The 25,986-nt window shown below is 68.0% G+C and carries 26 protein-coding genes; 13 read left to right on the forward strand and 13 right to left on the reverse strand.

The genetic code is table 11. The annotated features are described in order from the left end of the window. Nucleotides 1–4: 4 nt before the first annotated feature. Both PGN27_RS20805 and PGN27_RS20810 read left to right on the forward strand, forming a co-directional pair. On the forward strand, nt 5–1,117 hold the full coding sequence (locus PGN27_RS20805; protein WP_335328804.1) for an AI-2E family transporter: 1,113 nt from the start codon (nt 5–7) through the stop codon (nt 1,115–1,117). Between the two features lie 103 nt (nt 1,118–1,220). Continuing rightward, entirely contained in the window at nt 1,221–2,087 is an 867-nt protein-coding gene (locus PGN27_RS20810; protein WP_335327811.1) for a putative endonuclease domain-containing protein, read from the forward strand. A 59-nt stretch (nt 2,088–2,146) separates the two neighbouring features. On the opposite strand, the gene PGN27_RS20815 is transcribed toward PGN27_RS20810, so the two are convergent. From PGN27_RS20815 to sdhC, 4 genes are read right to left on the reverse strand one after another with little or no spacing between them, the layout of a single operon-like run. Then, nucleotides 2,147–2,929 (reverse strand): succinate dehydrogenase iron-sulfur subunit, encoded by a 783-nt coding sequence (locus PGN27_RS20815; protein ID WP_335327812.1) that lies wholly within the window; start codon nt 2,927–2,929, stop codon nt 2,147–2,149. Then, nucleotides 2,929–4,683 carry a succinate dehydrogenase flavoprotein subunit gene (gene sdhA / locus PGN27_RS20820; protein WP_335327813.1) on the reverse strand — a complete coding sequence of 585 codons (1,755 nt, stop codon included), beginning with the start codon at nt 4,681–4,683 and terminating at the stop codon, nt 2,929–2,931. Before sdhA ends, PGN27_RS20815 begins: the two co-directional genes overlap by 1 nt. A 13-nt stretch (nt 4,684–4,696) precedes the next feature. Further along, nucleotides 4,697–5,173, reverse strand: coding sequence for a succinate dehydrogenase hydrophobic membrane anchor subunit (locus tag PGN27_RS20825; RefSeq protein WP_335327814.1), 477 nt, complete (start codon nt 5,171–5,173; stop codon nt 4,697–4,699). After that, entirely contained in the window at nt 5,170–5,598 is a 429-nt protein-coding gene (gene sdhC, locus PGN27_RS20830; protein ID WP_081843397.1) for a succinate dehydrogenase, cytochrome b556 subunit, read from the reverse strand. Before sdhC ends, PGN27_RS20825 begins: the two co-directional genes overlap by 4 nt. A 213-nt stretch (nt 5,599–5,811) precedes the next feature. On the opposite strand from sdhC, the gene PGN27_RS20835 reads away from it, so the two are divergent. The 3 genes from PGN27_RS20835 (at nt 5,812) to PGN27_RS20845 (ending at nt 8,684) form a co-directional block, all read left to right on the forward strand. Further along, nucleotides 5,812–6,213 carry a cytidine deaminase gene (locus PGN27_RS20835; protein WP_335327815.1) on the forward strand — a complete coding sequence of 134 codons (402 nt, stop codon included), beginning with the start codon at nt 5,812–5,814 and terminating at the stop codon, nt 6,211–6,213. Then, nucleotides 6,210–7,529: a thymidine phosphorylase gene (locus PGN27_RS20840; RefSeq protein WP_335327816.1), complete on the forward strand. Its 1,320-nt coding sequence runs from the start codon at nt 6,210–6,212 to the stop codon at nt 7,527–7,529. The genes PGN27_RS20835 and PGN27_RS20840 overlap by 4 nt, the downstream gene beginning before the upstream one ends. 66 nt (nt 7,530–7,595) lie before the next feature. Next, nucleotides 7,596–8,684: an adenosine deaminase gene (locus PGN27_RS20845; RefSeq protein WP_335327817.1), complete on the forward strand. Its 1,089-nt coding sequence runs from the start codon at nt 7,596–7,598 to the stop codon at nt 8,682–8,684. A 63-nt stretch (nt 8,685–8,747) separates the two neighbouring features. Here PGN27_RS20845 and satS read toward each other — a convergent pair whose 3' ends face one another. The 3 genes from satS to PGN27_RS20860 all read right to left on the reverse strand — a co-directional run bounded on the left by satS (nt 8,748) and on the right by PGN27_RS20860 (nt 11,386). Further along, a complete protein-coding gene (satS, locus tag PGN27_RS20850; RefSeq protein ID WP_335327818.1) occupies nt 8,748–10,016 on the reverse strand; it encodes a protein export chaperone SatS in 1,269 nt (422 codons plus the stop codon). A gap of 64 nt (nt 10,017–10,080) precedes the next feature. Further along, on the reverse strand, nt 10,081–11,094 hold the full coding sequence (locus PGN27_RS20855; protein ID WP_335327819.1) for a bifunctional WXG100 family type VII secretion target/C40 family peptidase: 1,014 nt from the start codon (nt 11,092–11,094) through the stop codon (nt 10,081–10,083). 1 nt (nt 11,095) lies between these two features. Then, entirely contained in the window at nt 11,096–11,386 is a 291-nt protein-coding gene (locus PGN27_RS20860) for a type VII secretion target (protein WP_335327820.1), read from the reverse strand. An 86-nt stretch (nt 11,387–11,472) separates the two neighbouring features. Between PGN27_RS20860 and upp the strand changes: the two genes are divergently transcribed. Next, nucleotides 11,473–12,105 (forward strand): uracil phosphoribosyltransferase, encoded by a 633-nt coding sequence (upp, locus tag PGN27_RS20865; RefSeq protein WP_335327821.1) that lies wholly within the window; start codon nt 11,473–11,475, stop codon nt 12,103–12,105. Here upp and PGN27_RS20870 read toward each other — a convergent pair whose 3' ends face one another. Together PGN27_RS20870 and PGN27_RS20875 are read right to left on the reverse strand one after the other, a co-directional pair. Beyond that, on the reverse strand, nt 12,106–13,680 hold the full coding sequence (locus tag PGN27_RS20870) for a phospho-sugar mutase (protein WP_335327822.1): 1,575 nt from the start codon (nt 13,678–13,680) through the stop codon (nt 12,106–12,108). Continuing rightward, on the reverse strand, nt 13,677–14,126 hold the full coding sequence (locus PGN27_RS20875; RefSeq protein WP_335327823.1) for a MarR family winged helix-turn-helix transcriptional regulator: 450 nt from the start codon (nt 14,124–14,126) through the stop codon (nt 13,677–13,679). Before PGN27_RS20875 ends, PGN27_RS20870 begins: the two co-directional genes overlap by 4 nt. Nucleotides 14,127–14,218: 92 nt before the next feature. Here PGN27_RS20875 and PGN27_RS20880 point away from each other — a divergent pair, with 92 nt between their 5' ends. Further along, nucleotides 14,219–15,304, forward strand: a complete 1,086-nt coding sequence (locus PGN27_RS20880; protein WP_335327824.1) for an AbrB family protein — start codon at nt 14,219–14,221, stop codon at nt 15,302–15,304. On the opposite strand, the gene PGN27_RS20885 is transcribed toward PGN27_RS20880, so the two are convergent. Further along, nucleotides 15,301–16,434, reverse strand: a complete 1,134-nt coding sequence (locus PGN27_RS20885; protein ID WP_418888630.1) for an FAD-dependent oxidoreductase — start codon at nt 16,432–16,434, stop codon at nt 15,301–15,303. The genes PGN27_RS20880 and PGN27_RS20885 overlap by 4 nt on opposite strands. A 98-nt stretch (nt 16,435–16,532) precedes the next feature. On the opposite strand from PGN27_RS20885, the gene PGN27_RS20890 reads away from it, so the two are divergent. Then, nucleotides 16,533–17,078 carry a TetR/AcrR family transcriptional regulator gene (locus tag PGN27_RS20890; protein ID WP_335327826.1) on the forward strand — a complete coding sequence of 182 codons (546 nt, stop codon included), beginning with the start codon at nt 16,533–16,535 and terminating at the stop codon, nt 17,076–17,078. A 16-nt stretch (nt 17,079–17,094) separates the two neighbouring features. Here the strand turns inward: PGN27_RS20890 and PGN27_RS20895 are convergent, their stop codons facing one another. Beyond that, nucleotides 17,095–17,889, reverse strand: coding sequence for a purine-nucleoside phosphorylase (locus PGN27_RS20895; protein WP_335327827.1), 795 nt, complete (start codon nt 17,887–17,889; stop codon nt 17,095–17,097). Nucleotides 17,890–17,907: 18 nt separating this feature from the next. Between PGN27_RS20895 and PGN27_RS20900 the strand changes: the two genes are divergently transcribed. Both PGN27_RS20900 and PGN27_RS20905 read left to right on the forward strand, forming a co-directional pair. Beyond that, nucleotides 17,908–19,095 carry a M20 family metallopeptidase gene (locus tag PGN27_RS20900; RefSeq protein ID WP_335327828.1) on the forward strand — a complete coding sequence of 396 codons (1,188 nt, stop codon included), beginning with the start codon at nt 17,908–17,910 and terminating at the stop codon, nt 19,093–19,095. Further along, nucleotides 19,092–20,261 carry an amidohydrolase gene (locus PGN27_RS20905; RefSeq protein WP_335327829.1) on the forward strand — a complete coding sequence of 390 codons (1,170 nt, stop codon included), beginning with the start codon at nt 19,092–19,094 and terminating at the stop codon, nt 20,259–20,261. Before PGN27_RS20900 ends, PGN27_RS20905 begins: the two co-directional genes overlap by 4 nt. A 76-nt stretch (nt 20,262–20,337) precedes the next feature. On the opposite strand, the gene PGN27_RS20910 is transcribed toward PGN27_RS20905, so the two are convergent. After that, a complete protein-coding gene (locus PGN27_RS20910; RefSeq protein WP_335327831.1) occupies nt 20,338–20,805 on the reverse strand; it encodes a gamma-glutamylcyclotransferase family protein in 468 nt (155 codons plus the stop codon). A gap of 229 nt (nt 20,806–21,034) precedes the next feature. On the opposite strand from PGN27_RS20910, the gene PGN27_RS20915 reads away from it, so the two are divergent. Genes PGN27_RS20915 through PGN27_RS20925 form a run of 3 tightly spaced genes read left to right on the forward strand, consistent with a single transcriptional unit; the run spans nt 21,035 to nt 25,095 of the window. Next, a complete protein-coding gene (locus PGN27_RS20915) occupies nt 21,035–22,450 on the forward strand; it encodes an NAD(P)H-quinone dehydrogenase (protein WP_335327832.1) in 1,416 nt (471 codons plus the stop codon). Between the two features lie 60 nt (nt 22,451–22,510). Next, nucleotides 22,511–24,250: a glycerol-3-phosphate dehydrogenase/oxidase gene (locus PGN27_RS20920; RefSeq protein WP_335327833.1), complete on the forward strand. Its 1,740-nt coding sequence runs from the start codon at nt 22,511–22,513 to the stop codon at nt 24,248–24,250. After that, nucleotides 24,247–25,095, forward strand: a complete 849-nt coding sequence (locus tag PGN27_RS20925) for a pseudouridine synthase (RefSeq protein ID WP_335327834.1) — start codon at nt 24,247–24,249, stop codon at nt 25,093–25,095. Before PGN27_RS20920 ends, PGN27_RS20925 begins: the two co-directional genes overlap by 4 nt. Here the strand turns inward: PGN27_RS20925 and PGN27_RS20930 are convergent. After that, nucleotides 25,084–25,851 carry an FkbM family methyltransferase gene (locus PGN27_RS20930; RefSeq protein ID WP_335327835.1) on the reverse strand — a complete coding sequence of 256 codons (768 nt, stop codon included), beginning with the start codon at nt 25,849–25,851 and terminating at the stop codon, nt 25,084–25,086. The genes PGN27_RS20925 and PGN27_RS20930 overlap by 12 nt on opposite strands. Nucleotides 25,852–25,986: the final 135 nt, after the last annotated feature.

The following is a 25,986-nucleotide window of genomic DNA, read 5'->3' on the forward strand; positions in this document are numbered from 1 at the left end:
TGACATGCTGCCGAGCCGGGGCTCGGTATTCGGTGCCCACCTTCGATCGGCCGCCACGGTCTCGGTCCAGATTGTCGCGGTCTCGGCGGCCCTGTGGATCCTGGCCTGGGTGGTCGGTGAGGCGTGGGTGATCATCCTGCCGGTCGCGTTGGCGGTGGTGGTCTGCACCGTGCTGTGGCCACCGGTTCGCTGGATGCGGTCCAAGGGCGTCCCGCCCGCGGCCGCGGCGCTGCTGATGCTGTTGGTGGCGGTCGGGGTGATCGCGGGTCTGATTGCGGCGGTGGCGCCCGCCATCGTCGAGCAGTCGACCGAATTGGCCGAGCAAGCGACCGCCGGTGTGGTCCAGGTCCGGGACTGGTTGGGTGGCCCCCCGCTCAATATCAGTGAGGCGCAACTGGATTCGGCTGTCACCGCGATCAATGACCAGTTGAACTCCAGCAGTAGCCAGATCGCGAGCGGCGTGTTCACCGGGGTCGGGGCGGCCACCTCGGCGTTGGTGACGCTGTTCACCACGATCGTGGTGTTGTTCTTCTTGCTCAAGGATGGCCCGCGGTTCATCCCGTGGCTGCGGCGTTCGGTCGGGCATCCCGGCGCACGGCACCTGGCCGAGGTGCTGGCGCGGATCTGGGACACCCTGGGCGGGTTCATCCGCACCCAGGCTTTGGTGAGCCTGGTGGACGCCGCGCTGATCGGGATCGGCCTGGTGATCCTCGGTGTGCCGCTGGCCTATGCCTTGGCGATCATCACCTTCATCGGTGGTTTCGTGCCGATCGTGGGTGCTTTTGTCGCCGGTGGTCTGGCCGTGCTGATCGCGTTGGTCGCCAACGGGCCGATCAACGCGTTGCTGGTGCTCGGCGTCATCATCGCGGTGCAGCAGCTGGAGGGCAACGTGCTGCAGCCGTGGCTGCAGTCGAAGTCGATGAAACTGCACGCGGTGATCGTGCTGCTGGCCGTGACCCTCGGGGCGTCGACATTCGGTGTCATCGGCGCGTTCCTGGCGGTGCCGGTGGCTGCTGCGGTAGCGGTGATCATCCGGTACTACGACGAGCAGGTCGCCGAGATCGCGGGGGAGAACATCGGGCCGGAGCCGCCGCCGGAGGATGAGGCCGTGAAGTGACGGCCAATCTGAAGTAGATTGCGTGATCAGCCCGTCTTTCCGCAATCTAGTTCAGACTCGGTGGCGGTGGAACCGGCGGCCGCACCGCTGCGTCTGAATACGCATGGTCTTCCTTGGTTCCGAAGCGCTGGCCGCCGGCACCGTCACGCGCCATCAACTCATCCATCACCACGCGATGTTGCACCGCGATGTATATGTGGCTCGGGGTCACGTGCTGACGCCGGTCGACAAAGCGCGGGCCGCGTGGCTCTGGTCGCGACGACGGGGTGTTGCCGCGGGGCTGTCGGCGGCCGCTTTGCACGGCTGCAGATGGATCGACCCTGCATTGCCCGCCGAACTGATTCAGCGCAGCCAGCACAAGGTGGCCGGCATCCTGCTGCATTGCGAGCAACTGGCTGCAAACGATATCTGCGTCCTCGATGGCGTCCGGGCGACGACACCCGCACGGACTGCCTTCGATCGCGGGCGCCGCCGGGGATTGGTACGTGCGGTGAGTAGGGTCGATGCGCTGATACAGGCAACGGATCTCACACTGGCCGGCCTACAGGCTCTGATGGACGACCACCGAGGAGCGCGCGGAGTCGTGCAGCTGCGCCGAGTGATCGACCTGGCCGATGCTGGCGCGGAGTCACCGCAGGAGACGCGGCTACGCCTGGTGCTGACACAGGCAGAGTTGCGGCCGTCGCGCACCCAGATCGAGGTGTTCGATCACGAAATTCTGATCGGCCGCCTCGACATGGGCTATCCGGAGTGGAAGGTCGGGGTGCAGTACGACGGGGCGCAACACTGGACCGATCCTCGCCAGCGGGCGCTCGACATCGATCAGGACGCCCGATACCGGGAACTGGGCTGGCGCATCGTCCGGGTGGACGCCGACCTGCTGCGCCGCAGGCAGCTTCTGGTCATCCGCCGGGTCCGGCGCGATCTGGACGCCGCCGGCGCTCCCCAGGAGCTGCCCAATATGAACTAGATGGCGAGATTTCTAGGAAATCTCGCCATCTAGTTCAGACTCGAAGCAAGCAGGAGGACCTAGCGCGCGAACATCAGGGCGCGCTTGACCTCTTGGATCGCCTGGGTCACCTGGATGCCACGCGGACATGCCTCGGTGCAGTTGAAGGTGGTGCGGCAACGCCACACACCGTCGACCTCGTTGAGGATGTCCAGCCGCTCGGCGGCACCCTCGTCACGGGAGTCGAAGATGAACCGGTGCGCGTTGACGATCGCGGCGGGCCCGAAATAGGACCCCTCGCTCCAGTACACCGGGCACGAAGTGGTGCAGCACGCGCACAGGATGCACTTGGTGGTGTCGTCGAAGCGGGCACGGTCGGTGGCGCTCTGGATGCGCTCCTTGGTCGGCGCGTTGCCACTGGTGATCAGGAACGGCTTCACCGCGCGGTAGGCGTCGAAGAACGGCTCCATGTTGACGATCAAGTCCTTCTCCACGGGCAATCCGCGGATCGGCTCGATGGTGATCGTCAGCTGCTTGGACGCCTTCTTGGGCAGCAGGTCCCGCATCAGCACCTTGCATGCCAACCGGTTGACCCCGTTGATACGCATGGCGTCCGATCCGCACACACCGTGCGCGCAGGACCGGCGGAACGTCAGCGTGCCGTCGAGGTACCACTTCACGTAGTGCAGCAGGTTCAGCAGCCGGTCGCTCGGCAGGCACGGGACGCGGAAACTCTGGTAACCGGCCTCGTCGGGGGCATCCGGGTTGAACCGGGCGATCTTCAGCGTGACCATGACCGCGCCGTCGGGAACGGGCGGCAGCTCGGGGCCGTCGGTCGCAGGCTTTTCCAAAACGCTGGTCATCAGTACTTCCGTTCCATCGGCTCGTACCGGGTCTGGACCACGGGCTTGTAGTCCAACCGGATATCGCTCAGCAGATCGGTGCCTTCTTTGTAGGCCATCGTGTGACGCATGTAGTTGGTGTCATCACGGTTGGGGTAATCCTCACGCGCGTGGCCGCCCCGAGATTCCTTGCGGTTGAGCGCACCCACGACCGTCACCTCGGCCAGCTCAAGCAGGAAGCCGAGTTCGATGGCCTCCAGCAGGTCGCTGTTGTACCGCTTGCCCTTGTCCTGCACCGTGATCCGCGAGTAGCGCTCCTTGAGCGCGTGGATATCGGTCAGGGCCTGCTTCAGCGTCTCCTCGGTGCGGAACACCGCGGCGTTGTTGTCCATCGACTGCTGCAGCGCGGTGCGGATGTCGGCGACGCGCTCGTTGCCGTGCTCGCCGAGGATGTCGCCGACCCACTCGACCACCATGTTCGCCGGGTTCTCCGGCAGGTCGACGTGGTTGTGGTTGTTGGCGTACTCCGCGGCCGCGATACCGGCACGACGGCCGAACACGTTGATGTCGAGCAGCGAGTTGGTGCCCAGCCGGTTGGAGCCGTGCACCGACACGCACGCACATTCGCCTGCGGCATACAGGCCGGGGATGACGTTGGTGTTGTCGCGCAACACCTGACCGTTGACGTTGGTCGGGATTCCGCCCATCACGTAGTGGCAGGTGGGGTACACCGGCACCAGCTCGGTCACCGGATCCACACCAAGGTAGGTCCTGGCGAACTCGGTGATATCGGGCAGCTTGGCCTCCAGCACGTCCTCACCGAGGTGGCGCACGTCGATGTAGACGTAGTCCTTGTTCGGTCCGGCGCCGCGGCCTTCGAGCACTTCGAGCACCATCGAGCGGGCGACGATGTCGCGCGGGGCCAGGTCGACGATGGTGGGGGCGTAGCGCTCCATGAAGCGCTCACCGTCGGCGTTGAGCAGACGTCCGCCCTCGCCGCGCACGGCCTCGGAGATCAGAATGCCCAGCCCGGCAAGACCTGTCGGGTGGAACTGATGGAACTCCATGTCCTCCAGGGGAAGTCCCTTGCGGAAGATGATGCCCAGGCCGTCGCCGGTGAGGGTGTGTGCGTTGGAGGTGGTCTTGTACATCCGGCCCGATCCGCCGGTGGCGAAGACGATCGCCTTGGCGTGGAAGACGTGGATGTCGCCGGTGGCCAGCTCGTAGGCGACCACACCGGTGGCCACCGGGCCGCCGGGGGTTTCGGTCAGGACGACGTCGAGGGCGTAGAACTCGTTGAAGAACTCGACATCGTGCTTGACGCAGTTTTGGTACAGGGTCTGCAGGATCATGTGGCCGGTACGGTCGGCGGCGTAACAGGCGCGGCGGACCGGGGCCTTGCCGTGGTCGCGGGTGTGCCCACCGAAGCGGCGCTGATCGATGCGGCCCTCGGGGGTGCGGTTGAACGGCATCCCCATCTTCTCGAGGTCATAGACCGCGTCGATGGCTTCCTTGCACATGATCTCGACGGCGTCCTGGTCGGCGAGGTAGTCGCCACCCTTGACGGTGTCGAAGGTGTGCCATTCCCAGTTGTCTTCCTCGACATTGGCAAGCGCCGCGCACATGCCGCCCTGGGCCGCACCGGTGTGACTGCGGGTCGGGTACAGCTTGGTCAGCACGGCGGTGCGGGCGCGCGGTCCGGCCTCGACGGCGGCGCGCATACCCGCGCCTCCGGCACCGACGATGACGACGTCGTAACGATGTTCTTGAATCATGCTGCGTCCCTAGCTAGATGTTGGCGTCGAACGTGACGAGCACGTAGCTGCCCAGCACCAGTGTGAAGCCGGTGGCCAAAAGCAGCAGCGAGTTCAGCCAGAACTTGGTGGTGTTCTTGCGGGCGTAGTCGCCGATGATGGTGCGCATGCCGTTGGCGCCGTGAATCATGGCCAGCCACAACAGCGCCATGTCCCAGATCTGCCAGAACGGCGATGCCCAGCGCTCGGCGACATAGTTGAAGTCGATGCGGTACACGCCGTCTTCCCAGAGCAGCATGATGAACAGGTGGCCCAGCGCCAGGAAGACCAGGGCGACGCCGGAGAACCGCATGAACAGCCAGGCGTACTTCTCGAAGTACGGGATGCCGCGCGGCCTGCGCGGTGCGCGCGGGTGATCGAGGCTCGCCGGCCGGTCGTGCTCTTTTTCCTGCACCGGGGCGATACGCCCCTCCTTGTGGTGTGGAGTCCAGGCTCCGGTCGTCTCGCTCACAGGAATCGCTCCGCCATGTGCATACCGATCACTCCCAGGGACGGGATCATCACTGCCAGCCAGACGCCGGCGATGACCCACAACATCTTGCGCTGATACTTGGGGCCCTTGGCCCAGAAGTCGATCAGGATGACCCGGATGCCGTTGAGTGCGTGATACAGCACGGCGGCCACGAGGCCGATCTCCATGAGCCCGATGATCGGCGTCTTGTACGTCTCGATGATCGAGTTGTACGCCTCGGGGCTGACCCGGACCAGTGCGGTGTCGAGCACGTGCACCAGCAGGAAGAAGAAGATCGTGGCGCCGGTGATGCGGTGCAGCACCCAGCTCCACATGCCTGGGTCGCCGCGGTACAGACTGCGGCGGCGCGCCGGTTTCGCTCGCGGTGCCGGGATATCGGATTCCGCGGCCGTGGCTGTGCTCATTGAGTCCTCCAACGCCTTCGGTGGACGGTTGGGGAGAAGGCTGATTCCTACCCCAAACCTCGGGGCGACTCTAATCCCATTTGGGGCCGCTGAAGAACTAGCCTGGGTGTCCGGACGCCCCTTGTACCACAAAGTTAGGGTTACCTACCTAGTTTGATCGTCCGGTGGTGGCGGTGTTCGGAATGCATTCAGACGAAGATGAACGGACATCGAATGACTGCTGAAATCGATTGGAAAGCGCTGCGTGGCAAGGCGATTGATGCTTCTCGACGGGCGTACGCGCCGTACTCCGGTTTCCCGGTCGGCGCGGCGGCAATAGTCGACGATGACCGAATAATCCTCGGAAGCAATGTGGAGAATGTCTCATATGGCCTAGGTCTCTGTGCCGAGTGCGCTGTGGTCTGCGCCTTGCATTCCGGGGGCGGTGGACGGCTGATCGCACTGAGCTGTGTGGCCGCCGACGGGGCGCCGCTGATGCCGTGTGGGCGGTGCCGACAGCTGCTCTACGAGCACGGCGGTCCCGAGTTGTTGATCGACCATCCCGGCGGCCCGAAACGACTCGCCGAATTGCTGCCCGACGCGTTCGGCCCGGACGATCTGGAGCGGGTGCGATGAGCACAGCGGCGAGCCCCGAGTTTGATGCGCGACATCTCAGGTCGCATCTCGACGCTCCGTCGATCATCCGGACCAAACGCGACGGCGGTGCGCTCTCCGACGCGGCCATCGACTGGGTGATCGACGGCTACACCAGCGGAGCGGTGGCCGACGAGCAGATGTCGGCGCTGCTGATGGCGATCTTCCTGCGCGGCATGACACCGGCGGAGATCACCCGCTGGACCGCGGCGATGATCGAATCCGGCGAACGCTTCGACTTCGGCGACCTCGGGCGCCCGACGGTCGACAAACACTCCACCGGAGGCGTCGGCGACAAGATCACCATCCCCCTGGTACCGGTGGTACTGGCTTGTGGCGCAGCGGTTCCGCAGGCCGCCGGTCGCGGGCTGGGCCATACCGGTGGCACCCTGGACAAGCTTGAGTCGATCTCTGGTTTCACCGCTGAACTGTCCCCGGCGCAGATCCGCGGGCAGCTCGCCGGGGTGGGGGCGGCGATCTTCGCCGCGGGTGAGCTGGCTCCGGCGGACCGCAAGATCTACGCGCTGCGTGACATCACCGCCACCACCGAGTCGCTGCCACTGATCGCCAGCTCGGTGATGAGCAAGAAGCTCGCCGAGGGCGCCTCCTCGCTGGTGCTCGATGTCAAGGTCGGCAAGGGCGCCTTCCTCAAGACCGAGGCCGAGTCCCGTGAATTGGCCGCCACCATGGTCGAACTCGGCAATGCCAGCGGTGTGCCGACGCGGGCGTTGCTGACCGATATGAACCGTCCGCTGGGTCGCACCGTCGGCAATGCGCTGGAGGTCGCCGAGTCCCTGGAGGTACTCGCCGGCGGCGGTCCGGAGGATGTCGTCGAGTTGACGATCGCATTGGCCGTCGAGATGCTCGCCGCCGCAGGCATCGACGATGTCGATCCCGCGCGGACACTGAGGGACGGCACCGCGATGGATCGGTTCCGCGAACTCGTGACGGCTCAGGGTGGGGATCTCAGCGTGCCCCTGCCGATCGGCGCGCATGCCGAGACGGTGACCGCCGGAGCCGGCGGCGTGATGGGCGATATCGACGCGATGTCGGTGGCGATGGCGGCCTGGCGGCTCGGGGCTGGTCGCGCGGCACCCGGTCAGCCCGTGCAATTCGGCGCCGGGGTGCGTATCCACCGGCGCCCGGGCGAGCCGGTCGCCGCGGGCGAGACACTGTTCACGCTCTATACCGACACCCCCGGACGGCTGGCTCCCGCACTGGCCGAGCTCGACGGCGGGTGGAGCGTGGTCGAGGAGCCGCCGCGGATCGGGCCGCTGATCATCGATCGGATCGGTTGATGGCGCGCCGGCGACGGTTCGGTTAACTGGGCGGCGCCCGGTTGCGTCAACGAGGAAGATGGACAGATGAGCACGCCATTGACGCTGGATCTCATCAAACAGGCTCCCAAGGCCCTGCTGCACGATCATCTCGACGGCGGGCTCCGGCCCGCCACGGTGCTGGAGCTGGCCGAGCAGACCGGCTATGCGGACCTGCCCGCCACCGATGCCGACGAGTTGGCGACTTTCTTCCGCACCGCGGCCCACAGCGGTTCGCTGGTGCGCTATCTGGAGCCCTTCGCGCACACCGTCGGGGTGATGCAGACGCCGGAAGCACTGCACCGGGTGGCATATGAATGCGTCGAGGATCTGGCCGAGGACAATGTGGTCTACGCCGAGGTGCGATTCGCCCCCGAACTGCATATCGACGGGGGATTGTCCCTCGATGCGGTCGTCGACGCGGTGCTCGACGGGTTCGCCGAGGGGGAGAAGGCCGCCGCCGGTGCCGGTCGCCCGATCGTGGTGCGCTGCCTGGTGACCGCCATGCGGCACGCCGCCCGCTCCCGGGAGATCGCCGAGCTGGCGGTGCGGTTCCGCGACCGCGGGGTGGTCGGTTTCGACATCGCCGGTGCCGAGGCCGGATATCCGCCGAGCCGACACCTGGACGCCTTCGAGTACATGCGAAGTAACAACGCGCGCTTCACCATTCACGCCGGGGAGGCGTTCGGTCTGCCGTCCATCCACGAGGCCATCGCCTTCTGCGGCGCGGATCGACTGGGCCACGGGGTGCGCATCGCCGACGACATCACGGTGGCCGAGGACGGCACTCTGGAGCTGGGGCGGCTGGCCGCGCTACTGCGGGACAAGCGAATTCCGTTGGAGCTGTGCCCGAGCTCCAACGTGCAAACCGGTGCGGTGGACAGCATCGCCGAGCACCCGTTCGATCTGTTGGCGCGAGCGCGATTCCGGGTCACGGTGAACACCGACAACAGGCTGATGAGCGACACCACCATGAGCCAGGAGATGCTGCGCCTGGTGGAGGCGTTCGGTTACGGCTGGAGCGATCTGGAACGGTTCACGATCAACGCCATGAAATCGTCGTTCCTGCATTTCGACGAACGGCTGGCACTGATCGACGGGGTCATCAAGCCGCGGTATGCGGTACTGATCGGCTGACGGTTTGTGGAGTCTCAGCCGTCACCGGGGCGGCTGAGACTCCACACAACACGACTCCACAAATCACTCGGGACGCAGGCGCGATTCGACGAAGCGCTCCAGCGCCTCCCATTGTTCGACGGCCGCCGCTGTCGATCCCTTGGGCCGCGGCTTGGCGGGGTCGAGCACGTGCGCGACGAACGAACCCAGCGGCTGATCGGCCGCCAGCGCCTTGGACACGATCGGGTCCTCGGCGTAGTCGCCGACGTCGTTGAGCAGTTCCAGCGCCAGATCGAGCTGGTCGCGATCCACTGCCTCCGGGCCGTCGGCGATATCGTCGACCAGACCGGAGAGCACGTAGATGTTCTCGTCGGTGACCTCCACGCGCAGCGACCCGTCGGTGGCGGCGGTCCGGATGATCTCGTAGGAGCTGAACCCGGACAGATCGCTCTCGTGCTCGTCGGCCAGGTAGCGGGCCAGTGTCCGTTCGGAGCTGAAGACGCTGATCCGACCGTTGCGGCCGAGGAAGCGGGGATCATCGCCGACATAGCAGCGCAGGGTGTACAGCGTTCCGCTGCTGGTGATGATGCGGATCGGATCGATGCCGACCTGGGTCCAGAAGTCGTCGTCGCTGCCGAGGACCTGGCGTTCGGCCTCGGCTTCGAGCGCCTCTTCTTCCTCCTCGGTGTCGACCACACCCTCGATGACCACGTCATCGTCATCGTCGTCGACCAGGATGTCGTCGATCTCGGGGGCGGGCTCGTCGAGCTCGGCGGCGGCCTTGGCCGATTCGGCCTGGTTCACCTCGGGCGTGCTGACCAGTTCGTCGATGGTGTCGACGACGCCGTCCCAGGCCCGGCCGATCACCGCCTCGATCTCGGTCCAGCGCTTACGTCCCGCGCGGCCCTCGAACGCCTCGATACCGCCGCCGAGGGTGCCCAGCACCGGGTTGCCGTTGAAGAACTTGGTGATGGTCGGCAGTTCGCACACCGATCCGATGGCCGAGACCAGCGCCAGCACACCGTGCAGCGTGGCCACCGAATCGGCGGTCGGCTTCTCGGCGACGAGCTCGGGAACCCCGATGAGATCGTGCTGGCGTTCCTCGGTCGGAGCGAAACGGTGCGCGTTGGCCTTGACGAGCTTGTCCCAGGCCGGGTGATCGGTGAGGTCGTTGTCGTCGTTGGTCCGGACGAACGCGGCCAGATCGGCGACGGACTCGAAGGCGTAGATGTCCTCGTCCTTGCCGAGGAATGCCTCCCATTCGTCACCGGCATCGCGCCAGCGCGGAGCCCACAGGGTGTACAGGTCGCCATTGGTCAGTCCGAGCCGGACCGGCACGATGTCAGCCGCCATGGCGCATAGCGTAACGATGCATGCTGAGCGGTTCCGGGCCACACCCAGCTCAGCACCGGAACGGTCACGCGGTGGGACGCCAGAAACCCTGGAATCCCTGGCCGGCATTGGTAGTGCGGACGGGGGAGAGCTGGACCGGGTCACCGGCTTCGATCATGGTGTTGTTGCCGACGATCATCGCGACGTGACCGTCCCAGACGGCCAGGTCGCCGGGACGCAGCGACCCGGCGTCCACCGCCGCCCCGATGTCCTGTTCCTGGGCCAGCCGCGGGATGTCCAGACCGGCCTCCCGGTAGGCCCACTGCGTCAGCCCGCTGCAGTCCAGCCCGACCCCGGCCGTCGTGCCACCCCATTGGTAGGGCACCCCGAGCTGGGTGAGGGCGTGGCGCACGGCGCCGGCCGCCACGGCATTCGGGGCCGCCACCACGCTGCCGTCGGGTAAGCGGACGGCCTCGCCGGCACCGAACTGTGCGGCATCGGGCGCCTCGATCTGCCGGTGTGCGGTGAGAACCGCGTCGGCGAGCCCGGAACCCGGCCGGGCGCCGGCGGCGGAACCGGCGGCCATTCCGCCGAGGCCGGCCGGTGCGAGCGCGGGTGAAAGCGCCGGAGCGGATGCGCCGAGGTTCTGCGCACCGCCCGCCAGTTGACCGCGGAGATCGCCGACCAACCCGCGTGCGGCGGCGTGGGCGCGCGCTGCCTCGTCGGCGAGTACCTCGGTCCCACCGGGTGGGGCGTTCAGCGCGGCGGCCCGCGCTTCGAAGTCGGTGATCAGCCGTTCGAGCTCGGCCCGCGCGCGGGTGACGGTCCCGGCGGCCTCGCCGACCTCGGCGCCCAGCGCACCGAGATGCTCGGCGAGGGCGTGCAGTGCATCGGAGACCTCGCGCAGATATCCCGATGCCGCCGATGCGGCCGGGCCGGACCAGGACTGCAGTAGCGCCTCGGCCAGACGGCCGAGTGCCGCGGCGGTCTCGGACAACCGGGAACGCAGCGCGGCGAGCTCGGCCTCGGGACGCGCGGGTGTGCCCGGCCCGAGCTGTGCGAGCAGAAGATGAAGCGGGGTGCTGAGCGCGATGGGCATGTCAGAGCGCGAGCCGCAGCGCGGAATGCCGGTCGGCTTCGAGATAGTCCGCGGCGGTGCGCGCGGTGGTATCGCCTGCGGTGCCCATGGCGGCCGCGAGCCGATGCGTCAGATCTGCCGCCGCGTCCAGTGCGCCGGTGAGGGCGGCCACGAAATCGGTCCCGATCGGACCGAGCGCACCGGCGCAGACGGCAGCGGCTCCTGGGAGGTCGGCCGCGACCGCGGCGAGGTCGGTGGACAACCGGGCCAGTTCGACGGCCCGGATTCCGAGGGCCGCGGTATCAACGAACATGTCGTTATGACGCAGCCGGTGCCGGTTCGGTTCCATCCGGTTTTCGAGTGTGGGTCCGCCACTGTTGCCGACTAGTCTCTCTGCCCATGGGTCACCTCAGCGTCCAGATCGTCGATCACCCGTTGGCTGCCGCCCGGCTGACCGCCCTGCGCGATGAGCGCACCGATAACGCGGCCTTCCGGGCGGCGCTGCGGGACCTGACCCTGATGCTGGTCTATGAGGCCACCCGCGAGGCGGCGGTCGAGTCGATCCCGGTGCGCACCCCGCTGATCGAGACCGCGGGCGCCCGGTTGGCCAATCCGCCGCTGCTGGTGCCGGTGCTGCGGGCCGGACTGGGCATGGTCGACCAGGCGCATGCGCTGATTCCGGAGGCGCAGGTCGGGTTCGTCGGGATCGCGCGGGACGAGCAGACCCACCAACCCACCCCCTACCTGGCGTCGCTGCCCGACGATCTGCGCGGCCGTTCGGTTTTCGTGCTCGACCCGATGCTGGCTACCGGCGGATCGATGGCGCACACCCTGGGCCTCTTGCGTGACCGCAACGCCGACGACATCACCGCCATCTGCGTGGTGTGTGCGCCCGAAGGTATCGCCGCATTGGAGGCGGCGGCGCCCGGCATCCGGCTGATCACCGCCGCCGTGGACGATGGATTGAACGAGATCGCTTATATCGTACCGGGATTGGGCGATGCCGGTGACCGTCAGTTCGGTCCGCGCTGACTAGAACTGCTCGACGACCGAGCGCACCGCGGCACCCAGCTCCGCGGCCTCCGCCCGGGCCGCAGCCAGGTCATCGGTACGCGGCCGGCGAATCTCGATATAGGACTTCAACTTCGGCTCGGTACCCGACGGCCGCACCACCACACGCACCCCGTCGCCGGTGAAGATCAACGCGTCGGTGCGCTGCTGCCCGCGGCGCTGGGCCAGATCCTCGACGGTCACCGGCACTGCCGCGAGCTCGGCGGGTGGATCGGCGCGTAGCCGGGCCATCGCGGCATCGGCATCGTCGACGCGTCGGGAGACGGCCAGCGTCAGGTGCACACCGTGGCGACGGGCCAGGTCGTCGAGCGCCTCGAGCGGGGTACGGCCCTGTGTGCGTAGTGCGGTCACCAGATCGCAAGCCAGCACGGCGGCGCTGATGCCGTCCTTGTCCCGCACGGTGTCCGGGTCCACGCAGTGCCCGATGGCCTCCTCGTAGGCGTAGACCAGTCCGTCGCCGGCGCGCGCCAGCCATTTGAACCCGGTCAGCGTCTCGGCGTGCCGGGCGCCATGGGCTTCGGCGATGGCCGCGAGCATGCGCGAGGACACCACGGTGCTGGCGACCAGTGCCTGGGCCGGATCGTCATGCTGGGAGAGCAGATAATCGCCCAACAGCCAACCGGTTTCGTCGCCACTGAGCATGCGCCAACCGCTGGGGGTCGGGACGCCGACGGCGCACCGATCCGCATCGGGGTCCAGCGCGATCGCGATATCGGCGTCCACCTCGGCGGCGAGTGCCAGCAGGCGATCGGTGGCGCCCGGTTCTTCCGGATTGGGGAAGGCGACTGTCGGGAAGTCCGGATCCGGAGCGAACTGCGAATCCACGACGTGCACATCGTCGATACCGGCCAACGCCAGTGCGTCAAGGGCGAATTCGCCACCCACGCCGTGCAGCGGGGTCAACGCCACGCGTACCGACCCGGCCGTGCGGCGTACCGCCGCGGCGTGCTCGAGGTACGCGGTGATGAGGTTGGCGCCGGCGGGCTGCACCGGAACCCGGGCTATCTCGTCGGCATAGGGGGCGCGGGCGACGGTGGACTCGATGTCGCGATCGGTGGGCGAGATGATCTGCATCCCACCGTCGCCGTACACCTTGTAGCCGTTGTCGGCGGCCGGGTTGTGCGAGGCGGTGATCTGCACCCCGGCGGCCGCGCCGAGCCTGCGGACCGCGAACGCCACCACCGGGGTCGGTGCCGGTGTGTACAGCTGGATGACGGAGAAACCTTCGGCGGCAAGCACTTCTGCCGCAGCGATGGCGAACTGCTCGGAACCGTGTCGGGCGTCGCGGCCCACGACGACCGGTGATCCGCCCAGGCAACTGCCCTTGAGTACCTGCGCCAACGCCCAGGTGGTGCGCAACACGACGGCCAGGTTCATGGCGTCCGGTCCGCCCCGCACCGGCCCGCGCAATCCCGCGGTGCCGAAGGTCAACGGGTGGGCGAACCGTCGGGCGAGCTCGGCATCATCGCACGCGGACAGCTCGGCTGCGGTGACCGGATCCGGGTCGTGGGCGATCCAATCCTGCGGCTGCGTCATGCCCCGATTGTGCCCGGTTCGGCATCGGCCAGTTTGCGCAGTACCGGGGCCACCAGCATCAGCAGGTCGAACTCCAGATCGGTGAGGTTCTCCCGCATCGAGCGGTGCAACCAGGCATCGCGTTCGGCACGATCGGTGGCCAGCAACCGTGCTCCGGCCTCGGTCAGCTCCACCAGTTGTCTCCTGCGATCGCCGTCGTCGGTGCGGCGCGAGGCGAGGCCCGCGGTGACGAGTCCGTTGATGCTGTCGGTGAGCGACTGCACCCGCACATGCATCCGTGCGGCGAGCTCGGCGGGGGTGGCCGCCCCGGTGCGGGTCACCTCGGCAAGCACCTGCATCTGGCTCAGGGTGAGGCCATGGTCGGGCCGATGGCGGCGCAATTGGCGGGCCACGGCCATCACCGACTCACGGAGCTCCGTCGCGGCGGAGCTATCGGACGCACTCATAAACCAAGTTATACCTTATTGATTTTGAGGGTAGACGCTGTTTGCGATCTTCAATTAGCAAGTCCATACTTGTCATATGAGGAGGTGGCGGGTTGGCTGAGGCGCTGCGTTCAACGGCGAAATGGCTGGTGCTGGCGGTGGTCAGCGTCGGGGTGACCGCGGGATTCACCGCCCTCGGCGTCCCGTCGGCCGCGCTGTTCGCCGCGCTGGTCGTCGGGATCGGCTTGGCGCTGACGTCGTTCGCGCCGGCCGGCATCCCGCGTCGGGCCGGCATGGCCGCCCAGGGCGTCCTCGGTGTCTACATCGGGACGATGGTCTCCCCGGGCGCGGCGGCCGCCCTTGGGCCGGACTGGCCGGTCGTCCTGGCGATCGTGGTCGCGACGCTGGCGCTGAGCGTGCTTGCCGGGGCGTTGTTGGGATTGCGACGCGATATCAGCCCGCTGACGGGGTCACTGGCCCTGACGGCCGGCGGGGCGTCCGGTCTGGTCGCGATCGCCAGGGATCTCGGCGGTGACGAACGCGTCGTCTCGGTGGTGCAGTATCTGCGGGTCGGGGTGGTGACGGCATCCATGCCGGTGGTGGTGACGCTGATCTTCCATGCGGACAAGTCGCATCCGGCCGCCTCCCCGCTCGGCGAAACCAGCCCGGCGCCTTGGTATCTCAGCGTCGCGATCATGGCGGCGCTGATCATCGTCGGTGCGCTGGTCGGCAGGCTGATCCGGCTACCGGGCGCCGGCCTGCTCGGACCGCTGGCGCTGACCGTCGGCCTTGAGCTCAGCGGCTACTCGTTCGGTCTGACCGTCCCCGTCGTGCTCGTCCAACTCGGCTACCTGCTGATCGGGTGGCAGGCCGGCCTGGCGTTCACCCGCGAGTCCCTGCGTTCGGTCGGTCGGGCGCTGCCCGCCGCGCTGGCGCTGATCGTGCTGCTGACCGTCGCCACCGCGGGGCTGGGCGTGCTGCTGGCCCACGTCACCGGTCTGAGCCTGCTGGAGGGATACCTGGCGACCAGTCCCGGTGGGGTGTACGCGGTCCTGGCCACCGCTGTCGACACCGGTTCCAATGTGACCTTCATCGTCGCGGCCCAGGTGGTGCGGATCCTGCTGATGCTGTTCGCCGCCCCGTTCCTGGCCAAGGGAATGGCCGCGCTGAGCAGGCGGCGGTCCGTCGCGCACGTCTAACGTCGATCCAAGCCGGACAGTCGCCGCGCCGCGGCGCGCCGAACGGCGGGCACCGTGCCGGCGATCCGGAGTGCGGCGTTGCGGAGCCTGCGCCGCCCGGGTGGCAGTGTCGCCAGATCGGTGAGCCGACCCGCCAGTGCGATGACGCTTTCGGCGGTGCTCCTGCGCTCGGCGGCGTACGCATCGAGCAGGCGCTCCGGTGCCCCGTCCAGTACCCGGTCGAGCGTCTCACCGGCGGCCACCGCGTCCTCGATGCCGAGGTTCATCCCTTGTCCGCCGGCCGGCGAGTGCACGTGGGCGGCATCGCCGGCCAGCAATATCCGGTCGCTGCGGAAGGCCTCGGCGATGCGGTGATGCACGCGGAAACGCGAACTCCAGACGATCTGCTCGACGACGGCCGGCCTTGCCTGCGGGCCCCGCTCCTCGAGCAGGCGTTGGACGAAGGCGGCGTTGGGTTCGGCCGGCGCGTCGTCGACCGTCGCCACGATCCGGTGCCGCCCCTCGGGCAGTGGTGCGACGACCACCAGGCCCGCCGGTGAGAAGTAGAGGATGACCTCCCCGGCGCCGAGGCCCCCGGCCAATCGCACGTCGGCCAGGACGAACGCGTCGGCGTAGGTGTCACCGGCGAAGCCGATGCCGGCACGCTCGCGCACGGTGCTGTGCAGACCGTCGGCGCCCAGAAGATAGCGGGCGCGGATCTCGCGGCCATCGGCGCATACGGCGGCGATGCCGTCGCCATGCTGCGTGACGTCGGTCAGGGTCACCGGCCGCAGCACGTGTCCGCCGAGGTGTTCCAGCCGCTGCAGTAGCAGGGCCTCGGTATCGGCCTGGGGGATCATCAACGTGTACGGATACGCGGTCGGGAGATCGTCGAACGGCACCTTGAGCAGAGTGGCGTCCCGATCGCGAATGCTGAAGGCCGGTACGTGGACGCCGCGGGCAATGAGGTCGGGCGACACCGCGTAGGGAGCGAGTAGTTCCAGGGTGCGGGCGTGGACCACGGCGGCACGCGAGGTGTTGGCGCCCTCGGCCTGGTTGTCGATCACCTGGACGCGGCGGCCCCGCTGGGTGAGCACGATGGCGGCGGTCAGCCCGACCGGTCCGGCGCCGACTATCAGCACATCGTTCATCGTCACTCCTTTGTCAACATGTGTTGGCCAACAGTTGTTGACAAAGCTATGCGCGGCACGGCAGTAATGTCAACAACCGTTGGCCTACGATCGTTGGCATGAGGCGATCGTCATCCGAGACCAAGGCGGCGATCCTGGCCGCGGCCAGGGAACGCTTCGCCGCCGACGGCTACGAACGCGGCACCATCCGGGCCATCGCCGGCGACGCCGGCATCGACCCGTCGATGGTCATGCGCTACTTCGGCACCAAGGAGAACCTCTTCGCCGCGGCCGCCGAGTTCGATCTGGAACTGCCGGATCTGGCCGACATCCCGACCGACGACATCGGCGGTGCGCTCGCATCCCATTTCATCGAGCGGTGGGAGCGCGACGAGGCGCTGCTCATCCTGCTGCGCGCCGGCGTCACCAACGAGGCGGTGGCCGAACGGATGCGAACGATCTTCGCCGCACAGCTGGCCCCGGTGATCGGCAAGGTCATCGACGATCCGGCACAGGCGCCCACCCGCGCCGCCCTGGCCGCCACCCAGGTGCTCGGAATGGCGTTGTGCCGCTACGTCCTTGCCTTCCCGCCGCTACGGCAGATGACGAACGAGGACGTGGTGGCCTGGATCGGACCGACGCTGCAGCGCTATCTGGTGGGCTGAGCTCGGTCGGGTCGGTTCAGATCCGTTCGATGACCGCCGCCAGCAGTGCACCCATCCGGGTCGCCGACTGCCGGCCCGCCTCCAGTACCTCTTCGTGGTTGAGCGGCTGGCCGGTCATCCCGGCAGCCAGATTGGTCACCAGCGAGATGCCCAGGACCGCGGCGCCTGCGGCCCGGGCCGCGATCGTCTCGTGCACCGTCGACATGCCGACCAGGTCGGCGCCGATCGTGCGCAGCATCCGGATCTCCGCGGGTGTCTCATAGTGTGGGCCCGGCAGGCCGGCATATACGCCCTCGGCCAGGTCGGGATCGATATCCCGCGCCGCGGCACGCAGCGCGGGGGAGTAGGCGTCCACCAGATCGACGAACTGCGCACCCACCAGCGGCGAGCGCGCGGTCAGGTTCAGGTGGTCGGAGATCAGCACCGGTTGCCCGACGGACATGTCGGCGCGCAGGCCCCCGGCGGCATTGGTCAAGATGACAGTGCCCACTCCGGCCGCGCACGCCGTGCGCACGGGATGCACGACATGGCGGAGGTCGTGTCCCTCGTAGGCGTGGATCCGCCCCACCAGCACCAGAACCCGGTGCCCGCCGATGCGCAGCGAGTGCACCTGACCGCTGTGCCCGGCCGCGGTGGGCGGGGTGAAACCCGGCAGGTCGGCCATCGGCAGGGACGCGGTCGGTGCACCGAGCGCGGTCAGCGCCGGCGCCCACCCCGAGCCGAGGATGACGGCGACATCATGGGTGGACTCACCGGTGCGCTCACCGATCGCTTGGGCGGCGGCATCGGCGGCCGACTGAGCATCAGACACGAGTGAGATACTGCCAGGATGTCCACGGTCACCGCGTCGTCGCGCGTCGAAGACGCCGTCAAGCGTCGCAGCGGCGACCTGATCGCGCTGTCGCATGAGATCCACGCCGAGCCCGAGCTGGCCTTCGCCGAACACCGCAGCTGCGCCAAGACCCGCGCGCTGGTCGTCGAACGCGGTTTCGACGTCGTGGATGCAGTCGGCGGACTGGACACCGCGTTCCGCGCCGAATACGGCAGCGGGGACCTGGTCATCGGAATCTGTGCCGAGTACGACGCGCTGCCCGAGATCGGGCACGCGTGCGGACACAACATCATCGCCGCCTCCGCCGTGGGCACCGCTCTGGCGCTGGCCGAGGTGGCCGATGAGCTCGGCCTGACAGTGGTGCTGATCGGCACCCCGGCCGAGGAGGCCGGTGGCGGAAAGGTGTTGTTGCTCAACGCCGGAACGTTCGATGACGTCGCCGCGTCGGTGATGCTGCATCCCGGGCCCGCCGATATCCCGGCGGCGCGTTCACTGGCGCTGTCCGAGGTCGCCGTCGGTTACACGGGCCGGGAATCGCACGCCGCGGTCGCGCCATACCTGGGGATCAATGCCGCCGACGCGGTCACCGTGGCACAGGTGGCCATCGGGTTGCTCCGCCAGCAGCTGATGCCGGGGCAGATGATGCATGGCATCGTCACCGATGGCGGGCAGGCCGCCAACGTCATCCCCGGTCACGCCGAGCTGCGCTACACCATGCGGGCCAACGACATGACCTCGCTGCAGGCCCTTGAGGAGCGGATGGCCGGCTGCTTCGCGGCGGGCGCGGTCGCCACCGGCGCCACCCACGAGATCCGCGAGACGGCCCCGCCGTACGACGCGCTGATGCCCGACCGGTTCCTCTCGGAGGTGTTCCGGTCCGAACTGCTGCGCGCCGGGCGGCATCCGCTGCCGGTCGAGTTGGAGGCGGCGTTCCCGCTGGGCAGCACCGACATGGGCAACGTCACCCAGCGACTGCCCGGTATCCATCCGGTCGTCGGTATCGACGCCGGAGGTGCATCGCTGCATCAGCCGGGCTTCGCCGCCGCGGCTGTCGGTCCGAGTGCGGACAAAGCCGTCGTGGAAGGAGCGATCATGCTGGCGCGCACCGTCGTCGCCCTGGCCGAGAATGCCAACGAACGGGACAGGGTGCTCGCGGCGCGAGCCGAGCGGCAGGAGAAGGCATGACCCTGCGGGCGCACACCGAGGCCTGGCTGGCCGCCCACCACGACGACCTCGTCGCGTGGCGGCGTCACATCCACACCCACCCCGAGTTGGGCCGGCAAGAATTCGCGACCACCGAGTTCGTCGCCACCCGGCTGGCCGATGCCGGATTGAACCCGAAGGTGCTCCCCGGCGGTACGGGGTTGACCTGTGACTTCGGTCCCGAGGATCGTCCGCGGATCGCGCTGCGCGCCGATATGGATGCGCTGCCCATGGCCGAACGCACGGGCTTGCCGTTCAGCTCGACGGTGCCGGGGGTCGCGCACGCCTGTGGGCACGACGCGCACACCAGCGTGCTGCTCGGGGCCGGTCTGGCGATGGCGTCGGCGCCCGAACTGCCGGTGGGGGTGCGGTTGATCTTCCAGCCCGCCGAGGAACTGATGCCCGGTGGGGCGATCGATGCGGTGGCCGCCGGGGCGGTTGCCGGGGTGGCGCGGATCTTCGCGCTGCATTGCGATCCGCGGTTGGAGGTCGGCAAGGTCGCGGTGCGCCTCGGACCGATCACGTCGGCGGCGGACTCCATCGAGATCACCCTGCACTCGCCGGGCGGGCACACCTCACGGCCGCATCTGACCGGGGACCTGGTGTATGCGCTGGGCACATTGATCACCGGTGTGCCGGGCGTGCTGTCGCGGCGGATCGACCCGCGCAAGAGCACCGTGATGGTGTGGGGTGCGGTCAACGCCGGCGTTGCGGCCAATGCGATCCCGCAGACCGGCACGTTGGCGGGCACTGTCCGCACCGCCAGCCGGGATACCTGGCTCACGCTGGAATCCCTTGTTCGCGAGACTGTTTCGGCGCTACTGGCGCCGCTTGCCGTGGAGCACAGCGTGAATTACCGTCGCGGCGTGCCACCGGTGGTCAACGAGGAGTTGGCCACCCGCATCTTCACCCACGCCATCGAGGCGCTCGGGCCGGAGGCACTGGCCGACACCCACCAGTCCGGTGGCGGCGAGGACTTCTCCTGGTATCTGGAAGAGGTGCCGGGGGCGATGGCGCGGCTGGGTGTGTGGTCGGGCCAGGGCCCGCAGCTGGACCTGCATCAGCCGACCTTCGACCTCGACGAGCGCGCTCTTGCGGTCGGAGTCCGCACGATGGTCAATCTGGTGGAGCAGTCCGGCCTCGTCTAGATCGCAATGTTCCGCTGACAGCGTCGTCGTGGATATATATCCACGACGACGCTGTCAGCGGAACATTGCAAACGATTCAGGGGCCGACGTTGCGGGCCGGGCGGGTCCGGATGTCGTGGACGTACTCGGCCGGGGCTCCGGCGATCTCGGCGGCATCGGCCATCACGCCCAGATAGCGCGCCGAGGGCAGGCCGCCCTCCCAGGCATCGACGACGTAGAGCCAGGCCAGCACCGGGTCGGTGCTGGTGTTCGACGACAGTCGTTGCACCCGGCACCGGATCTTCTTGTGGAAACCCAGCTCTGAGCCTTCCCACTGATCCAGGTTGGCCTCGTCCTCCGGTGTCACGTCGTAGAGCACGACGAACACCTTGGACTCGGGGTCTTCGACCAGGGTTGCCAGGGACCCCTCCCAGCTGTAGTCCTCGCCGCCGAAGGTCAGGCGCCAGCCGTGTAGCCAGCCGGTACCGGCCATCGGCGAATGCGGCGCGCGCTGCAGCATCTGTTCCGGATGCATGTTCGATCCGTAAGCGGCGTAGAGCGGCACGGGGCCAACCTTAGGCGGTCCGGTGGGCAGGAGCGAAGCGACCCGGGGAATGTCACGGTGGGCGGGGGCTAAGCGACCCGGGGAATGTCACGGTGGGCGGGGGCGAAGCGACCCGGGGAATGTCATGGTGGGCTGGGGGTACCTCCCGCTTGCGGGGGCGAGCGAAGCGACCCGGGGGATAAGGCCGGCCTCGGCAGCGCGCCCGCGCGCGATTGACTAGGTTATGACCGTGCCTACCAGGATCGTGATCATCGGCGGTGGACCGGCCGGCTACGAAGCTGCCCTGGTGGCGGCCGCGCGCGGCCCCGAAGCCGCCCAGGTCACCGTCGTCGACAGCGACGGCGTCGGTGGGGCGTGTGTGTTGTTCGACTGCGTGCCCTCCAAGACGTTCATCGCCTCGACCGGCGTGCGCACCGAGCTGCGGCGCGCCAACGGCCTCGGGTTCGACATCGCCATCGACGACGCGAAGATCTCGCTCGGCCAGATCCACAACCGGGTCAAGACATTGGCCCGGTCGCAGTCGGCGGATATCGGTTCGCAGTTGCTCAACAACGGCGTCACCGTGGTCCAGGGTCGCGGCGAGCTGGTAGATGACGTGCCGGGGATGGCCCACCACCGGGTGAAGGTCACCACGCCCGACGGTAAGACCGGGGTGCTCAAGGCCGATGTGGTGCTGATCGCCACCGGTGCCACCCCACGGGTGCTGCCCAACGCCCGTCCCGACGGCGAACGCATCCTGAACTGGCGCCAGCTCTACGACCTGACCGAGCTGCCGGAGCACCTGGTGATCGTCGGCTCCGGTGTCACCGGTGCCGAATTCTGCAGCGCCTACACCGAGCTCGGCGTCAAGGTGACGGTGGTGGCCAGCCGCGACCAGATCCTGCCCCATGAGGACTCCGACGCGGCGGCGGTGCTGGAGGAGGCCTTCGCCGAACGCGGTGTCCAGTTGGTGAAGAACGCCCGCGCCGACTCGGTGACCCGTACCGACACCGGTATCAAAGTCTCGATGGCCGACGGACGCACCGTCGAGGGCAGCCACGCGCTGATGACGGTCGGCTCGGTACCCAACACCGGCGGCCTCGGCCTGGAGCGGGTCGGCATCGAGCTGGGCCCCGGCAACTACCTCAAGGTCGACCGGGTCTCGCGCACCACCGCACCGGGTATCTACGCCGCCGGTGACTGCACAGGCCTGCTGCCGCTGGCCTCGGTGGCCGCCATGCAGGGTCGCATCGCGATGTACCACGCACTCGGTGAGGGCGTGAACCCGATCCGGCTGCGCACCGTGGCGGCCGCGGTGTTCACCCGTCCGGAGATCGCGGCCGTCGGCGTCCCGCAGACCAAGATCGACAGCGGTGAGGTGCCCGCGCGCACGCTGATGCTGCCGCTGACCACCAATGCCCGCGCCAAGATGTCCCTACTGCGCCGAGGCTTCGTCAAGATCTTCTGCCGTCCCGCCACCGGCGTGGTGATCGGCGGTGTGGTGGTCGCGCCGATCGCCTCCGAGCTGATCCTGCCGATCGCCCTGGCGGTACAGAACAACCTCACCGTCACCGACCTCGCGCAAACCCTGTCGGTGTATCCGTCGCTGTCGGGCTCGATCGTCGAGGCGGCACGCCGGTTGATGGCCCACGACGATCTCGACTAAAGGTCAGTTCCTCGTCTCGACGGCCCACGCCGGTCCGCCACGCAACGTAGGCTCGAGAGCGTGACTGACCCGATTTCTGGCAATGGTCAAGCTCAACTCGGTCCTGCCCAGCGCGCGGCGGCCTGGGAAAGACTCGGCAGCGAACAGTTCGATGTCGTCGTCATCGGCGGCGGAGTCGTCGGCGCCGGTGCCGCGCTGGACGCCGCGACCCGGGGGCTGAGGGTGGCGCTGGTCGAGGCGCGCGATTACGCCTCGGGCACGTCGAGCCGCAGCTCCAAGATGTTCCACGGCGGGCTGCGCTACCTGGAGCAACTGGAGTTCGGTCTGGTGCGGGAGGCGTTGCACGAGCGCGAGCTCTCGCTGACGACGCTGGCCCCGCACCTTGTGAAACCGCTGCCGTTCTTGTTCCCGCTCACCAAGCGGCTCTGGGAGCGGCCGTACATCGCGGCGGGCATCTTTCTCTACGATCAGCTCGGTGGAGCGAAATCCGTTCCGGCACAGAAACATCTGCTCAAGGCCGGGGCGCTGCGGCTGGCCCCCGGCCTCAAGCGCAGCTCGTTGATCGGCGGTATCCGGTATTTCGACACCGTCGTCGACGACGCCCGGCACACCATGATGGTGGCCCGCACCGCGGCCCATTACGGTGCCGTGGTGCGCACCTCGACCCAGGTCGTGGCGCTACTGCGCGAGGGTGACCGGGTGACCGGCGTGCGGGTGCGCGACTCAGAGAACGGCGCGGTCACCGAGGTGCACGGACATGTCGTGGTCAACGCGACCGGGGTGTGGACCGACGAGATCCAGGCGCTGAGCAAGGAGCGCGGTCGGTTCCGGGTGCGAGCCTCCAAGGGGGTGCACATCGTGGTCCCGCGCGATCGCATCGTCAGCGAGGTGGCGATCATCCTGCGCACGGAGAAGTCAGTGCTGTTCGTCATCCCGTGGGGCACCCACTGGATCATCGGGACCACCGATACCGACTGGAATCTCGACCTGGCTCACCCCGCGGCGACGAAGGCCGATATCGACTACATCCTCGGCCACGTCAACTCGGTGTTGGCCACCCCGCTGACCCATGACGATATCGACGGCGTCTATGCCGGTCTGCGTCCGCTGCTGGCCGGTGAGAGCGAGTCGACCTCCAAGCTGTCCCGCGAACACGCCGTGGCGGTGCCCTCGCCGGGGCTGGTGGCCATCGCGGGCGGCAAGTACACCACCTACCGGGTGATGGGGGCCGACGCCATCGATGCCGCAGCCGAATTCGTGCCGACGCGGGTGGCGCCGTCGATCACCGAGAAGGTGCCGCTGGTCGGCGCCGACGGCTACTTCGCCCTGGTGAACCAGACCGAGCATGTGGGTGCTCACTACGACCTGCACCCCTACCGGGTGCGGCATCTGCTGGACCGGTACGGCTCGCTGATCGGCGAGGTGCTGGCGATGGCGGACGGTAAACCCGAGCTGCTGGAACCGATCACGGCCGCACCGGTGTACCTGAAGGTGGAGGCGGTCTATGCCGCCGCGGCCGAGGGGGCGCTGCACCTGGAGGACATCCTGGCCCGGCGGATGCGGATCTCGATCGAGTACCCGCACCGGGGGGTGGACTGCGCCCGTGAGGTCGCCGAAACCGTTGCCCCCGTTCTCGGTTGGAGCGAGGCGGATATCGACCGCGAGGTGGCGACCTATCTGGCACGGGTGGAGGCCGAGGTGCGCTCGCAGACCCAACCGGACGACGAGTCCGCCGACGCCCTGCGGGCGGCAGCCCCGGAAGCGCGCGCGGAGATCCTGGAACCGGTGCCGCTTACTTGAGCACAGACCGGTACGCCGGGATAGGCCCGGCGCGGGTGCGGCTGCACGGCGGCAGACTGGTCGACGAATTCGAGCGACGTTGGGGCGCGGGAGCCAAAGTGGTTGCCGGGGAGGTGTTCTCGGCCGATGGTGTGCCCTACGACGAGAACTCGGTGCTGGCCGAGGGTGCGCAGGTATACCTCTACCGCGATCTGCCGGACGAGGTGACGGTGCCGTTCGACATGCCGATCCTGCACCGCGATGGCGATATCGTCGTCGTCGACAAACCCCACTTCCTGGCGACCATGCCCCGCGGTGGGCATGTGGTGCAGACCGCGTTGGTGCGGTTGCGCCGAGAGCTCGGCCTGGCCGAACTGAGCCCGGCGCACCGGCTCGACAGGCTGACCGCCGGCGTGCTGCTGTTCACGGTGCGCCGCGAGGTGCGGGGGGCCTATCAGACGATGTTCGCCGACGGCCGGGTGCGCAAGACTTATCTGGCGCGCGCCGCCGGGAATCCGACCGTCGCGCTTCCTACGTCGCTGCGCAGCAGGATCACCAAGGTGCGCGGTCGCCTTCAGGCGTTCGAGGAGTCCGGCGAACCGAACGCCGAGACCTATGCCGAGAGTCTGGGAGCGGGCCTGTACCGGCTGAGCCCACGCACCGGGCGGACCCATCAGTTGCGGGTGCAGATGAATTCGATGGGCGTACCGATCGACAACGACCCGCTCTATCCGCACATCGTCGAGGTGCCGCCGGGCGATTTCTCGCGGCCACTGCAGTTGCTGGCCCAGTCCCTGGAGTTCGACGATCCGGTCAGCGGCGCGCCCCGCCGGTTCGTCAGCCGGCGGGAGCTGTCAGTTCGCTAAGCGGGTGAACTGGGCGATGCCGCCGTAGTGCTCCAGCGAGTGGGTCTGCGCCAGCGGATTCTCGTCGAACAGGTACTCCACGTAGAGCTTCTTGATCTTCTCCGCGATATCGACCGGGATGTTGTCGATGACGGCCGCTTCCAGGCCTTCGATATCGATCTTCAGGATGTCGATGTGCCCGTGCTTGTCGATGACATCGCGAAGAACCTGTCGGGACTCCACGCAGGTCACGGTCAGCGAGTTGCCGAAGTGGGCGTTGACGCCGCCGTAGCGCCCGGTCTCCTCGAACCCGAATTCGACCTCGCCGGCGCTGGCTCCCACCGCGACCTGCTGCAGGGTGTACCGATCTTCGAAGGGGCGCAGGTTCTCTTGCAGGCGCGTGACGTTACGCGGCAGCGGCTCGAACAGGTAGGTGTAGGCGTCCTTGCTGCGGGACAGGAAGTACGCCGCCGAGATGCCGATATTGGAGCCGTAGTCGACGATGACGCGATCGTCGGCATCGGCGTGGTAATCCGACCGGCAGAAGATTTCGTTGACGGTGAGCAGGTCGTGCGACGAGTAGAGGCGTAGCCCGATCCAGCCCATCGGGCTGCGCAGGCGCATCGTGGTGGGGTAGCTCCCGCTACCGGTGAGGTACTGCTTGAAGACCGCGATCGGATGCTCGTAGACCCGGAACATGTTCCGGGCTGCGATGTAGTTCCGGCGATGCAGCACTGAACTGGCAATCTTGCCGGCCCCGCGTCCAGCGATCTGCATTACACCTCCAGGTTCGCGGGCCCGCCCGCTCGGCGCGGCGCCCGGTTCGGATCGAGATTAGCTGCCGAAACAGATGTTCACAGCTTAGGTGTGTCCCCATCGGGGGTCCGCGTCGAGCGTAGGCGACCGGTCGGC

This window comes from Mycolicibacterium neoaurum (assembly GCF_036946495.1).
GTDB lineage: Bacteria > Actinomycetota > Actinomycetes > Mycobacteriales > Mycobacteriaceae > Mycobacterium > Mycobacterium neoaurum_B.